The organism is Streptomyces griseus subsp. griseus, from assembly GCF_003610995.1.
Classification (GTDB): domain Bacteria; phylum Actinomycetota; class Actinomycetes; order Streptomycetales; family Streptomycetaceae; genus Streptomyces.
Window position 1 is genome coordinate 5,543,475 of the sequence record NZ_CP032543.1, and the last position, 12,797, is coordinate 5,556,271.

Genomic DNA, 12,797 nt, shown 5'->3' on the forward strand with positions numbered 1-12,797 from the left:
GCCGCTCCGACGACGAGGAGACGCCGATGCCCCCAGGCATCACGACGCTTGCCGCAGACGCCCCTGAGCTGTCTGCCGCCAACACCGGGTTCATGCTCATCTGCTCGGCCCTGGTGATGCTCATGACCCCCGGACTGGCCTTCTTCTACGGAGGCATGGTCCGCGTCAAGAGCACCCTCAACATGCTGATGATGAGCTTCATCAGCCTCGGGATCGTCACGATCCTGTGGGTGCTCTACGGATTCAGCCTCGCCTTCGGCTCCGACATCGGCTCGGTCATCGGCTGGAGCGGCGACTACGTCGGCCTCAGCGGCATCGGCATCACCGAACTCTGGGACGGCACGACCATCCCGGTCTACGTCTTCGCCGCCTTCCAGCTGATGTTCGCCATCCTCACCCCGGCCCTGATCAGCGGTGCCCTCGCCGACCGCGTGAAGTTCACCGCGTGGGCGCTGTTCATCGTCCTGTGGGTCACCATCGTCTACTTCCCCGTCGCCCACTGGGTCTGGGGTTCGGGCGGCTGGCTCTTCGAGATGGGCGTCATCGACTTCGCCGGCGGTACGGCGGTCCACATCAACGCGGGCGCCGCGGCCCTCGGCGTGATCCTCGTCATCGGCAAGCGCATCGGCTTCAAGAAGGACCCCATGCGGCCGCACAGCCTGCCGCTCGTCATGCTCGGCGCGGCCCTCCTGTGGTTCGGCTGGTTCGGCTTCAACGCCGGGTCCTGGCTCGGCAACGACGACGGTGTCGGCGCGGTCATGTTCCTCAACACCCAGGTGGCCACCGCTGCCGCCGTCCTCGGCTGGCTCGCCTACGAGAAGCTGCGCCACGGCTCCTTCACCACCCTCGGCGCCGCCTCCGGCGCGGTCTCCGGTCTCGTCGCCATCACCCCCGCGGGTGGTTCCGTCTCCCCGCTCGGCGCCATCGCGGTCGGTGCCATCGCCGGTGTCCTGTGCGCCATGGCCGTCGGCCTGAAGTACAAGTTCGGCTACGACGACTCACTGGACGTCATCGGTGTCCACCTCGTCGGCGGCATCATCGGCTCCCTCCTGGTCGGCTTCTTCGCCACCGGCGGTGTCCAGTCCGACGCCAAGGGCCTCTTCTACGGCGGCGGCCTCGACCAGCTCGGCAAGCAGACCGTCGGTGTCGTCGCGGTCCTCGCGTACTCTCTGGTCGTCTCCGGCCTCATCGCCCTGGTGCTCCACAAGACCATCGGGATGCGGGTCTCCGAGGACGACGAGATCTCCGGCATCGACCAGGTCGAGCACGCCGAGACCGCATACGACTTCAGCGGCACCGGCGGCGGTTCGGTCTCCCGCACCACCGCCCCCGCGACGGACCCGACGGCAGTACCGAAGGCAAAGAAGGTGGACGCATGAAGCTCATCACCGCGGTCGTGAAGCCCCACCGGCTGGACGAGATCAAGGAGGCCCTCCAGGCCTTCGGCGTCCAGGGGCTGACCGTCACCGAGGCCAGCGGTTACGGGCGTCAGCGCGGCCACACCGAGGTCTACCGGGGCGCCGAGTACACCGTCGACCTGGTGCCCAAGATCCGCATCGAGGTCCTCGTCGAGGACGAGGACGCCGAACAGCTCATCGAGGTCGTCGTCAAGGCCGCCCGGACCGGCAAGATCGGTGACGGAAAGGTCTGGAGCGTCCCGGTCGACACCGCCGTCCGGGTCCGGACCGGTGAACGCGGCCCGGACGCCCTCTGACGGAGGATTCCACCGGGCGCCGGACCTCTTCGGCGCCCGGCCGGACACCCCCGACGGACGGCCCGCACACCGGACGGGCGCCCCTGACCGAGGCCCCACCGAACGGAAGGCACCTGGGTGACGAGCACCGAAGCGATCACCGACAGCGAAGACTCGGGACCCAGCGGCTACGCGGCGGCCCGGCTGCGCCTCCTCCAGCAGGAGGCGCGGTCCGGGCCGCCGCGCCGTGCGTCCCTCGCCCGCCTCACCGACGACTGGCTCACCGGCCTGTTCACGTCGGCGGCCGAACGGGCCGGGGTCCGGGGCTCCGCCCTCGTCGCCGTCGGTGGCTACGGCCGCGGCGAACTCTCCCCCGCAGCGACCTCGACCTGCTCCTCCTGCACGACGGCACCGCCGACCCGGCGGCCATCTCCGCCCTCGCGGACGGCATCTGGTACCCGGTCTGGGACCTGGGCCTGGCCCTCGACCACTCCGTGCGCACCCCCGGCGAGGCCCGGAGGACAGCGAGCGAGGACCTCAAGGTCCAGCTCGGCCTGCTGGACGCCCGCCCGGTCACCGGCGACCTCGGCCTGGTCGCCTCCCTGCGCACCGCGATCCTCGCCGACTGGCGCAACCAGGCGCCCAAACGCCTCCCCGCCCTCCACGAGCTCTGCCAGGAGCGCGCGGAGCGGATGGGCGAGCTCCAGTTCCTTCTGGAACCCGATCTCAAGGAGGCCCGCGGCGGCCTCCGCGACGCCACCGCCCTGCGTGCCGTCGCCGCCTCCTGGGTCGCCGACGCCCCCCGCGAAGGGCTCAACGAGGCCCGCCGCACCCTCCTGGACGCCCGCGACGCCCTCCACCTCACCACCGGCCGCGCCACCGACCGCCTCGCCCTCCAGGAACAGGACCAGGTCGCCGAGGAGCTCGGCCTCATGGACGCGGACGCGCTGCTGCGCCAGGTGTACGAGGCCGCCAGGACGGTCTCGTACGCCACCGACGTCACCTGGCGCGAGGTCAACCGGGTCCTGCGCGCCCGCTCGGTCCGTCCGAAGCTCCGCGCCATGCTCAGCGGTGGCCTCGGCTCCAAGGCCGCCCCCGAGCGCGCCCCGCTCGCCGACGGCGTGGTGGAAGCCGATGGCGAAGTGGTCCTCGCCCGCGCCGCCCGCCCCGACCGCGACCCCGTCCTCACCCTGCGCGCCGCCGCGGCCGCCGCCGAGGCCGGACTGCCGCTCTCCCGCCACCTCGTACGCCATCTCGCCACCACCGTCCGGCCGCTGCCGGTCCCCTGGCCGCCCGAGGCCCGCGAGGAGCTGGTCACCCTGCTCGGCGCGGGGGAGTCCACCGTCGGAGTCTGGGAGGCGCTCGAAGCGGAAGGGATCATCACCCGGCTGCTGCCCGACTGGGAACGCGTCCACTGCCGCCCCCAGCGCAACCCCGTCCACACCTGGACCGTCGACCGCCACCTGGTGGAGACCGCCGTCCGCGCCTCCTCCCTCACCCGCCGCGTCCACCGCCCCGATCTCCTCCTGGTCGCCGCCCTCCTCCACGACATCGGCAAGGGCTGGCCCGGCGACCACTCGGTGGCCGGCGAGGTCATCGCCCGGGACATGGCCGCCCGGATCGGCTTCGACCGGCACGACGTGGGCGTCATCGCCACCCTCGTACGCCACCATCTCCTGCTCGTCGAGACCGCCACCCGGCGCGACCTGGACGACCCCGCCACCGTGCGATCGGTCGCCGAGGCCGTCTCCAGCGGCTCCACCCTGGAGCTGCTGCACGCCCTCACCGAGGCCGACGCGCTCGCCACCGGGCCCGCCGCCTGGTCCACCTGGCGGGCCTCGCTCGTCGCGGACCTGGTCAAGCGCGTCGCCGCCGTCCTCGCCGGGGAGGCCCCCGAGGAGCCGGAGGAGGCCGCGCCCAGCGCCGAGCACGAACGCCTCGCGATCGAGGCCCTGCGCACCGGCGAACCCGCCCTCGCCCTGCACACCCAGCCCGAGGAGCCCGCCGGGGACGGCGAAGTGGAGCCGGTCGGCGTCGAGCTGCTCATCGCCCTGCCCGACCGGCCCGGCGTGCTGCCGGCCGCCGCCGGAGTCCTCGCCCTGCACCGCCTCACCGTGCGCGCCGCCGACCTGCGTGCGGTGGAGCTGCCCAACGAGGTGGGGGAGACGGCGGATCTGCTGCTGCTCAGCTGGCGGGTGGCGGCCGAGTACGGGTCCCTCCCGCAGGCCGGCCGGCTCCGCGCCGACCTCGTACGCGCGCTGGACGGTTCCCTGGACATCCGGGCCCGGCTCGCGGAGCGGGAGGCGGCCTACCCGCGCCGCAGAGGCGTGAAGGCCCCGCCGCCCCGGGTCACCGTGGCGGCGGCCGGCTCCCGCCGCGCCACCGTCATCGAGGTCCGCGCCCAGGACGCCCCCGGGCTGCTGCACCGGATCGGCAACGCCCTGGAGGGATGCGCCGTACGGGTGCGCAGCGCCCATGTCTCCACCCTCGGCGCCAACGCGGTGGACGCCTTCTACGTCACCGGGACCGACGGCGAACCGCTGCCCGAGATCCGGGCCGCCGAGGTCGCCCGGGAGGTCGAGAAGGCCCTCGGCTGACACGTACGACGCTTTTGTCCCGCCCTCGCCCGGCACCGGATCCGGGCGAGGGCTTGGTGTTCTCCGGGGGACGGATACCCTGGAGGGCGATTGACCTGCCCCGCCCCCGACCCTGAGGACCGACGAGCGCCGTGTTCGATACTCTCTCCGACCGCCTTAGCGCGACTTTCAAGAACCTCAGGGGCAAGGGCCGCTTGTCCGAGGCGGACATCGACGCCACGGCACGCGAGATCCGTATCGCCCTGCTGGAAGCCGACGTCGCCCTGCCCGTGGTCCGGGCCTTCATCGCCAACGTGAAGGAGCGGGCGCGCGGCGCCGAGGTCTCCCAGGCGCTGAACCCCGCTCAGCAGGTCGTCAAGATCGTCAACGAGGAGCTCGTCGCCATCCTCGGCGGTGAGACCCGGCGGCTGCGGTTCGCCAAGACCGCCCCCACCGTGATCATGCTCGCGGGTCTCCAGGGTGCCGGTAAGACGACGCTGGCCGGAAAGCTCGGCCTCTGGCTGAAGGGCCAGGGCCACTCCCCACTGCTCGTCGCCTGCGACCTCCAGCGCCCCAACGCCGTCAACCAGCTCAGCGTCGTCGCCGAGCGCGCCGGTGTCGCGGTCTACGCCCCCGAGCCGGGCAACGGCGTCGGCGACCCGGTCCAGGTCGCCAAGGACTCCATCGAGTTCGCCAAGGCCAAGGTGCACGACATCGTCATCGTCGACACCGCCGGCCGCCTCGGCATCGACCAGGAGCTGATGCGGCAGGCCGCGGACATCCGCGACGCCGTCAGCCCCGACGAGATCCTCTTCGTCGTCGACGCGATGATCGGTCAGGACGCGGTCAACACCGCGGAGGCCTTCCGCGACGGCGTCGGCTTCGACGGCGTGGTGCTCTCCAAGCTGGACGGTGACGCCCGCGGTGGTGCGGCCCTGTCGATCGCCCATGTCACGGGCAAGCAGGTCATGTTCGCGTCGAACGGCGAGAAGCTGGAGGACTTCGACGCGTTCCACCCGGACCGGATGGCCTCCCGCATCCTCGACATGGGTGACCTCCTCACCCTGATCGAGCAGGCGGAGAAGACGTTCAGCCAGGAAGAGGCCGCCAAGATGGCCTCGAAGCTCCAGTCGAGCAAGGGTGGGAAGGACTTCACCCTCGACGACTTCCTGGCCCAGATGGAGCAGGTCCGCAAGATGGGCTCCATCTCCAAACTGCTCGGGATGCTGCCCGGCATGGGGCAGATCAAGGACCAGATCAACAACATCGACGAGCGCGACATCGACCGCACCGCCGCGATCATCAAGTCGATGACGCCCAAGGAGCGCGCCGAGCCGACGATCATCAACGGCTCGCGCCGGGCCCGTATCGCCAAGGGTTCGGGCGTCGAGGTCTCCGCCGTCAAGAGCCTGGTGGAGCGCTTCTTCGAGGCCCGCAAGATGATGTCGAAGATGGCCCAGGGTGGCGGCATGCCGGGGATGCCGGGGATGCCCGGCATGGGCGGCGGCCCCGGCCGGCAGAAGAAGCAGGTCAAGCAGGCCAAGGGGAAGCGCAAGAGCGGCAACCCGATGAAGCGCAAGGCCGAGGAGGCCGCCGCCGCGGAGCGCCGCGAGCAGGCCGCTGCCCAGGGTGGCGCGCTCGGGCTCCCCGCGCAGGAGGACAAGAACTTCGAGCTGCCGGACGAGTTCAAGAAGTTCATGGGCTGACCGGCTCGCTGAACCACGCGTAAGGGGCGCCCTTGAGAGGGGGCGCCCCTTACGCGCGTTCGTAGCGGCCTCTCTCAGGTCAGGTGGTGCACACCAGATAGCGGAAGACATTCGGCATCCACACCGTGCCGTCCGGACGCCGGTAGGGATGCAGGGCCTCCGCGACCTCCTTCTCCACCTGGGAGCGGTCGGTGGCCCGTACGGCGCCGTCGAAGAGTCCGGTCGACAGCAGCCCGCGCACCGCGCTGTCCGGATCCGCGTACCCGAAGGGGCAGGAGACCCGCCCCGAACCGTCCGGCTTCAGCCCCGCTCGCGCGGCCACGTCCTCCAGGTCGTCCCGGAGGGTCGGCCGCCACCCGCCGGGACGCGGCGGACGCGCGGATTCCGTCAGCCGGGCCGCGACCCGCAGCACCGGCGCCGTGGCACACCGCTCGGGCGGCCCCCAGCCGGTCAGCACCACCGTCGCACCCCGGGCCGCCAGCGGCAGCGCCGACTCCAGCGCGGGTACCAGCCCCTCGGAGTCACCGGCCGCACAGCCGATCGGCTCGAACACGGTGATCAGGTTGTACGGTGCCCCCTCGCCGCCCGAGGGGGACCCGCTCTCGTGGAGCCGGGCCCGGTGCGCGGGCGCACCTTCCGCGCCCTCGTCGGGCAGCAGCCGGGCGCGCGCCAGCGCCAGCCGGTCCCGGTCGGAGTCCACACCCGTGACCTGCGCCCCCCGGGCCGCCGCGACGAGCAGGGCGAGCCCGGAGCCACAGCCGAGCGACAGCATCCGGGTGGCGGGTCCGACTTCGAGCCGGTCGTACACCGCCTCGTAGAGCGGTGCCAGCATGCGTTCCTGGATCTCGGCCCAGTCGCGGGCACGGGTTCCGGCGTCCGCCGGCGCGGAGGAATCCGCGTCCCGGTGGTTCCGGACGAGCGTTGGTGTCATGGAAAGCGCCCCAATCCGCCAAGAGGTCGATCTTGCCCGAGTGGATGGCCCCCGTGTGCGTATGTCCGCACCCCGTATGCCAGGGAACTGCGCATCCGCCGTTACGTCCAGGGGGCGTAGGGCACTGTTTGCGTGCCCCGGTCGTGCGCCTCCCCGAATCAGTCTTACCCGACACCGGGCACCGGGCACGTCGAACGGTCCGCCGGGTAACCTCTCCGGCGGGCCTGTAAGTGGCACCGGACGCCGGGGCACCGCACATCCCGCGCGCCGGGCGTACCGCACGCTGTGCACCACCTTGGTGCGAGCTGTGCGCCTTCTCCGCAGTTCGGCGCACCCGCCCGCCTCCGGACGCATCCAGGGCACATCACGGGCAACTGACTGGTACGTGCAAAATATTTGGGATGCCCCGGAATAGGAACACCACGGCACTCGGACTCGTTGTCACGACGTGAGCACGACACCACCTGTACTTGCCGCAGAGCTGGCACAGGCGTGGGCCGACATTCAGCGGTACCACCCCGAGCTGCCCGATCTAGCCGCGCCCGAGTCCCTGATCGGAGAGTCCTCGTCCGCCTGTGGCGCCGAGCTCTCCTTCGAGCGACTGCTCCACGAGGCAGTCCACGGCATCGCCGCCGCGAGAGGAGTCCGTGACACCTCCCGCGCCGGCCGCTACCACAACCGACGCTTCCTCGCGATCGCCGAGGAGCTGGGCCTCGACCATGCCGAGGAGCCCCACCCCAGCAGCGGATTCTCGCTGGTCACGCTGAATCCCGAGGCCAAGCGCCGGTACCGCCCGACCACCGAACGGCTCCAGCGCGCCCTCAAGGCGCACACGGTCGCCACCGCCGCCGACACCAAGCGCTCCTTCAGGGGCCCTGCCGCCCGGCACGGCTCCTCCGGGGGCGGGGTCCGGGTCAAGGCCGTCTGCGACTGCGGACGCAACGTCCGCGTCGTCCCGTCGGTCCTGGCCCAGGCCCCGATCGTCTGCGGTGGCTGCGGCAAGCCGTTCCAGATTCCGGAAGCGGCGGTCGCGGTGGGGTGAGCCGAAGTGGTGTGGCACAATGGCTAGCTGTACTCGACAGTCGCACAGGACCCCTCTCTCCTCCGGCTGACGCGTCCATCGGGCACTCCGAGTACCGCAACCCCACGTGGCATCTAGTTGTGCCCAACCACGTCAGAGACCAGGAGACACCACTTCCGTGGCAGTCAAGATCAAGCTGAAGCGTCTGGGCAAGATCCGTTCGCCTCACTACCGCATCATCGTCGCCGACTCCCGCACCCGCCGTGACGGCCGGGCCATCGAGGAGATCGGCCTGTACCACCCGGTGCAGAACCCCTCGCGCATCGAGGTCAACGCGGAGCGCGCGCAGTACTGGCTGTCCGTCGGCGCCCAGCCGACCGAGCCGGTCCTCGCGATCCTGAAGCTCACCGGTGACTGGCAGGCCCACAAGGGCCTCCCGGCCCCCGCGCCGCTCCTGCAGCCGGAGCCCAAGGCTGACAAGCGCGCCCTGTTCGAGGCGCTGTCCTCGGACGGCGACGAGGCCAAGGGTGAGGCCATCACCCCCAAGGCCAAGAAGGCCGACAAGAAGGCGGACGAGGCGGCTGACGCTGCCGCGTCCACCGAGTCGACCGAGGCCTGAGCATGCTCGAGGAGGCTCTCGAGCACCTCGTGAAGGGCATCGTCGACAACCCCGACGACGTGCAGGTGGCCTCGCGCACCCTGCGCCGCGGGCGCGTGCTGGAGGTCCGGGTCCACCCCGACGACCTCGGCAAGGTGATCGGCCGTAACGGCCGCACCGCCCGCGCTCTGCGGACCGTCGTGGGCGCCATCGGCGGCCGTGGGATCCGGGTCGACCTCGTCGACGTGGACCAGGTCCGCTGACCGCAGTTGAACACCGGCCAGGGCCGGGGAGGGCTTTCGAGCCGTCCCCGGCCTTTGTCGTCGGTCATTCCCGTGACAGGCCGGGTCCCCACCCCATCAACTCGGGTCCCCACCCCATCAATCGGAGAACAGCGTGGAGTTGGTAGTTGCGCGGATCGGCCGCGCCCACGGCATCAAGGGCGAGGTCACCGTCGAGGTACGAACGGACGAGCCGGAGCTGCGGCTCGGGCCCGGTGCCGTCCTGGCCACCGACCCGGCGGCCACCGGTCCGCTGACCATCGAGTCGGGCCGGGTGCACAGCGGCAGGCTGCTGCTGCGCTTCGAGGGCGTGCGTGACCGCACGGGCGCCGAGGCCCTGCGCAACACCCTGCTGATCGCCGACGTGGACCCGGAGGAGCTCCCGGAGGACGAGGACGAGTTCTACGACCACCAGCTCATCGACCTGGACGTCGTCCTCGCCGACGGCACGGAGATCGGCCGGATCACCGAGATCTCCCACCTGCCCTCGCAGGACCTCTTCATCGTGGAGCGCCCCGACGGCAGCGAGGTGATGATCCCCTTCGTGGAGGAGATCGTCAGCGAGATCGACCTGGCTGAGCAGCGTGCGGTCATCACCCCGCCGCCCGGCCTGATCGACGAGAGCGAGGCCGTGGTGGTCTCCTCCCGCGACGAGGAGGCGGAGTCCGACGAGGTGGCGGCCGAGGAGTCCGGCGAGGCGCCGAAGGGCGACGTCTGATGCGACTCGACGTCGTCACGATCTTCCCCGAGTACCTGGACCCGCTGAACGTCTCCCTGGTCGGCAAGGCCCGCGCCCGCGGGGTCCTCGACGTCCACGTCCATGACCTGCGGGAGTGGACGTACGACCGGCACAACACGGTCGACGACACCCCCTACGGCGGCGGCCCCGGCATGGTCATGAAGACCGAGCCCTGGGGCGACGCGCTGGACGAGGCGCTGGCCGACGGGTACGAGTCCGGTGCGCACGCCCCGGTCCTCGTCGTGCCCACCCCCAGCGGCCGCCCCTTCACCCAGGAACTGGCCGTGGAGCTCTCCGCCAAGCCCTGGCTGGTCTTCACCCCGGCCCGGTACGAGGGCATCGACCGCCGGGTGATCGACGAGTACGCCACCCGCATCCCGGTCGTCGAGGTCTCCATCGGCGACTACGTGCTGGCCGGCGGGGAAGCCGCCGTCCTGGTGATCACGGAGGCCGTCGCCCGGCTGCTGCCCGGCGTCCTCGGCAACGCCGAGTCCCACCGCGACGACTCCTTCGCACCGGGCGCGATGGCCAACCTCCTGGAGGGCCCCGTCTACACCAAGCCGCCCGAGTGGCGCGGCCGGGGCATCCCGGACGTCCTGCTCAGCGGCCACCACGGGAAGATCGCCCGCTGGCGTCGGGACCAGGCCTTCGCCCGGACCGCCCTCAACCGGCCCGATCTGATCGAACGGTGCGAGTCCGGCGCCTTCGACAAGAAGGACCGCGAGATCCTCTCCATCCTCGGCTTCGCCCCGGAGCCCGGCGGCCGATTTTGGCGCAGGCCCACCGCCGTGGAAGAATAGGCCTCTGCTGTACGTCCGGCGTGCGCCCCTGCCACAGGGGGAAAGACGCCCGCCCGACGCGATCAGCACTCCGGACTCCTCTCGATATCCCGTCGATGACCTGTGGCATCGGCGAAGAAAGCAGAACTCATGTCTTCCCTGCTCGATGGCGTAAACGCCGCCACCCTCCGGTCGGACCTCCCGGCGTTCCGCCCCGGTGACACCGTCAACGTCCACGTGCGAGTGATCGAGGGCAACCGCTCCCGTATCCAGCAGTTCAAGGGCGTCGTCATCCGCCGCCAGGGCTCGGGCGTCAGCGAGACCTTCACGGTCCGCAAGGTCTCCTTCAGCGTCGGCGTCGAGCGCACCTTCCCCGTGCACAGCCCGATCTTCGAGAAGATCGAGCTCGTCAGCCGCGGTGACGTCCGTCGCGCCAAGCTGTACTTCCTCCGTGAGCTCCGCGGCAAGGCCGCGAAGATCAAGGAGAAGCGCGACAACTGACCTGCCTCCAAGGGGTGACCGGCAAGGCGCCCCCTGGTGTCCACAGCGCGGCCGGATAGGATTCGGCCGCGATGGACACGCAAGCAGAGCACTCGGAGCGCGATCGCTCCTCGGAACCCCGTGCCGGGTCCGAGGAGGGGTCGCGCTTCTCGCGTGTCCGGAGGACTTTCGCCCGTGTACGGCCCTGGCGGCGGCGCGTCCTCCTCGCCGGGGTGGCGGGCACGGCCGGGCTGCTGCTGTTCAGCGCCTTCGTGGTCCAGCCCTTCCTGATCCCCAGCGGCTCCATGGAGCCCACCCTGCGGGTCGGGGACCGGGTGCTCGTCAACAAGCTGGCGTACCGCTCCGGCACCGAGCCCCGGCGCGGGGACGTCGTGGTCTTCGACGGGACAGGCTCCTTCGTACGGGAGGACCTCGACGCGAACCCGCTGGCCGCGTCGGCGCGCGGGGCGGCCGCCTCCCTGGGCCTCGCCGAGCCCCCCGACACCGACTTCGTGAAGCGCGTCGTGGGGGTGGGCGGCGACCGGGTCGTCTGCTGCGACGCGCGGGGGAGGCTCCAGGTGAACGGGGTGGTGGTGGACGAGACGTACCTCCACCCCGGCGACACCGCCTCCGCGGCCCCGTTCGACATCGTGGTGCCGCGGGGCACGCTCTGGGTGCTGGGCGACCACCGCAGCCGCTCCAGCGACTCCCGCGACCACCTCGGATCGCCCGGCGGCGGGATGGTCCCCGTCGAGAAGGTGATCGGCCGGGTGGACTGGCTGGGCTGGCCGCCCGCCCGGATCGGCGGTCTGGAGGGGACCGGCGCCTTCGACGGCGTACGGGCACCCGGCGGGGCGCATGGGTAACCGCGGGCGCCCGCGTGGCGCCCCGGCCCCCGACGTCCCGCTGCCGACCGGGAGCCGGCCCACCACGCCCCGCTCGCTGCCGACCCGGGCCGAGCGCCGCAAGCTGGCCAAGAAGGTCCGGCGCAAGCGGCGCAGGTCCGCGGTGAAGGAGATACCGGTCCTCATCGTGCTGGCGCTGCTGATCGCGCTCGTGCTGAAGACCTTCCTCGTCCAGGCGTTCGTGATCCCGTCCGGATCGATGGAGCAGACCATCAAGATCGGCGACCGCGTCCTGGTGGACAAGCTGACCCCGAACTTCGGGTCGAAGCCGCAGCGCGGGGACGTCGTCGTCTTCAAGGACCCCGGCGGCTGGCTCCAGCAGGAGAACGCCGCCGACAAGGAGGATCCGCCCATCGGCGTCAAACAGGCCACCGAGGCGCTGAAGTTCATCGGCCTGCTGCCCTCCGACGACGAGCAGGACCTGATCAAGCGGGTGGTGGCCGTCGGGGGCGACACCGTGAAGTGCTGCGGCACCGACGGTCGCGTCACCGTCAACGGCGTACCGCTGACCGAGCCCTATCTGCACCCGGGCGACCGGCCCTCGACCGTCCAGTTCGAGGTGGAGGTCCCGGCGGGACGCCTCTTCATGATGGGCGACCACCGGTCCAACTCCGCCGACTCCCGCTTCCATCTCGACGCGCCCGGCAAGGGCACGGTCTCCGAGGACGAGGTGGTGGGGCGGGCCGTCGTGATCGCCTGGCCGTTCTCCAACTGGACCACCCTGGAGGAGCGCGAGGCCTTCGCCGCGGTGGCACGCGCGAGCGGCTCGGAGGCTGCTGTTCCGGGGCCGTCGCATAGGGTTGCCACACCGGATCGCGACGGAATGGTCCGGCTCCCGACCCCTGCGGAACTCCCGCTCGTTATGGGAGTGGTGGGCCTGCGCCGGATGGGGCGCGGGCAGTGGCACGTACTGAGGAGTGGATGTGGGGGATTTGGCGGTCGGCGCACGATCCGGACACGACGAACCCGAGGACCGGCGGGAGCGCGACGAGTCTCCCGCGGGCGGGGCGACGGTCCCGCCGGAGGGCGACGGTGGTGGCTCGGGCGGCGGTGACGGTGACGGTACCCCGGGCGGTGGCAGGCCCTCC

General features: G+C 71.5%; 12 protein-coding genes and 1 pseudogene. 12 read left to right on the top strand and 1 reads right to left on the bottom strand.

The annotated features are described in order from the left end of the window. Window positions 1-26: 26 nt before the first annotated feature. The 4 genes and pseudogenes from D6270_RS25140 to ffh all read left to right on the top strand — a co-directional run bounded on the left by D6270_RS25140 (window position 27) and on the right by ffh (window position 5,975). On the top strand, window positions 27-1,379 hold the full coding sequence (locus tag D6270_RS25140; RefSeq protein ID WP_109163383.1) for an ammonium transporter: 1,353 nt from the start codon (window positions 27-29) through the stop codon (window positions 1,377-1,379). Continuing rightward, window positions 1,376-1,714 carry a P-II family nitrogen regulator gene (locus tag D6270_RS25145; protein WP_006127894.1) on the top strand — a complete coding sequence of 113 codons (339 nt, stop codon included), beginning with the start codon at window positions 1,376-1,378 and terminating at the stop codon, window positions 1,712-1,714. The genes D6270_RS25140 and D6270_RS25145 overlap by 4 nt, the downstream gene beginning before the upstream one ends. Window positions 1,715-1,831: 117 nt before the next feature. Further along, a pseudogene (locus tag D6270_RS25150) lies at window positions 1,832-4,290 on the top strand ([protein-PII] uridylyltransferase). A 131-nt stretch (window positions 4,291-4,421) separates the two neighbouring features. Next, a complete protein-coding gene (gene ffh, locus D6270_RS25155; RefSeq protein ID WP_109163381.1) occupies window positions 4,422-5,975 on the top strand; it encodes a signal recognition particle protein in 1,554 nt (517 codons plus the stop codon). A gap of 79 nt (window positions 5,976-6,054) precedes the next feature. Here ffh and D6270_RS25160 read toward each other — a convergent pair whose 3' ends face one another. Next, on the bottom strand, window positions 6,055-6,906 hold the full coding sequence (locus D6270_RS25160) for an SAM-dependent methyltransferase (RefSeq protein WP_109163380.1): 852 nt from the start codon (window positions 6,904-6,906) through the stop codon (window positions 6,055-6,057). Window positions 6,907-7,354: 448 nt separating this feature from the next. Here D6270_RS25160 and D6270_RS25165 point away from each other — a divergent pair, with 448 nt between their 5' ends. The 8 genes from D6270_RS25165 (at window position 7,355) to lepB (D6270_RS25200) (ending at window position 12,763) form a co-directional block, all read left to right on the top strand. Then, the gene (locus D6270_RS25165) at window positions 7,355-7,948 is read left to right on the top strand and encodes a hypothetical protein (RefSeq protein ID WP_018509633.1); all 594 of its coding nucleotides are present in this window, start codon (window positions 7,355-7,357) and stop codon (window positions 7,946-7,948) included. A gap of 157 nt (window positions 7,949-8,105) precedes the next feature. After that, window positions 8,106-8,546, top strand: a complete 441-nt coding sequence (gene rpsP, locus D6270_RS25170) for a 30S ribosomal protein S16 (protein WP_109163379.1) — start codon at window positions 8,106-8,108, stop codon at window positions 8,544-8,546. A gap of 2 nt (window positions 8,547-8,548) precedes the next feature. Continuing rightward, entirely contained in the window at window positions 8,549-8,788 is a 240-nt protein-coding gene (locus D6270_RS25175; protein ID WP_003980229.1) for an RNA-binding protein, read from the top strand. A 133-nt stretch (window positions 8,789-8,921) separates the two neighbouring features. Next, complete coding sequence (gene rimM, locus D6270_RS25180) at window positions 8,922-9,524, top strand: ribosome maturation factor RimM (RefSeq protein WP_109163378.1); 603 nt, start codon at window positions 8,922-8,924, stop codon at window positions 9,522-9,524. Further along, entirely contained in the window at window positions 9,524-10,345 is an 822-nt protein-coding gene (trmD, locus tag D6270_RS25185; protein WP_109163377.1) for a tRNA (guanosine(37)-N1)-methyltransferase TrmD, read from the top strand. The genes rimM and trmD overlap by 1 nt, the downstream gene beginning before the upstream one ends. A gap of 129 nt (window positions 10,346-10,474) precedes the next feature. Next, on the top strand, window positions 10,475-10,825 hold the full coding sequence (rplS, locus tag D6270_RS25190) for a 50S ribosomal protein L19 (protein ID WP_109163376.1): 351 nt from the start codon (window positions 10,475-10,477) through the stop codon (window positions 10,823-10,825). Window positions 10,826-10,896: 71 nt separating this feature from the next. Beyond that, the gene (lepB, locus tag D6270_RS25195; RefSeq protein WP_109163375.1) at window positions 10,897-11,670 is read left to right on the top strand and encodes a signal peptidase I; all 774 of its coding nucleotides are present in this window, start codon (window positions 10,897-10,899) and stop codon (window positions 11,668-11,670) included. Further along, window positions 11,663-12,763 (top strand): signal peptidase I, encoded by a 1,101-nt coding sequence (gene lepB / locus D6270_RS25200; protein WP_225976943.1) that lies wholly within the window; start codon window positions 11,663-11,665, stop codon window positions 12,761-12,763. The genes lepB (D6270_RS25195) and lepB (D6270_RS25200) overlap by 8 nt, the downstream gene beginning before the upstream one ends. The last annotated feature ends 34 nt before the right edge of the window (window positions 12,764-12,797 follow it).

What these genes read in the sequence shown, in the direction of transcription:
- D6270_RS25160 (WP_109163380.1), bottom strand. Translation starts at nt 6,906, where the DNA reads ATGACACCAACGCTCGTCCGGAACCACCGGGACGCGGATTCCTCCGCG.
- D6270_RS25145 (WP_006127894.1), top strand. Translation starts at nt 1,376, where the DNA reads ATGAAGCTCATCACCGCGGTCGTGAAGCCCCACCGGCTGGACGAGATC.
- lepB (WP_225976943.1), top strand. Translation starts at nt 11,663, where the DNA reads ATGGGTAACCGCGGGCGCCCGCGTGGCGCCCCGGCCCCCGACGTCCCG.
- trmD (WP_109163377.1), top strand. Translation starts at nt 9,524, where the DNA reads ATGCGACTCGACGTCGTCACGATCTTCCCCGAGTACCTGGACCCGCTG.
- rplS (WP_109163376.1), top strand. Translation starts at nt 10,475, where the DNA reads ATGTCTTCCCTGCTCGATGGCGTAAACGCCGCCACCCTCCGGTCGGAC.
- D6270_RS25175 (WP_003980229.1), top strand. Translation starts at nt 8,549, where the DNA reads ATGCTCGAGGAGGCTCTCGAGCACCTCGTGAAGGGCATCGTCGACAAC.
- D6270_RS25140 (WP_109163383.1), top strand. Translation starts at nt 27, where the DNA reads ATGCCCCCAGGCATCACGACGCTTGCCGCAGACGCCCCTGAGCTGTCT.
- lepB (WP_109163375.1), top strand. Translation starts at nt 10,897, where the DNA reads ATGGACACGCAAGCAGAGCACTCGGAGCGCGATCGCTCCTCGGAACCC.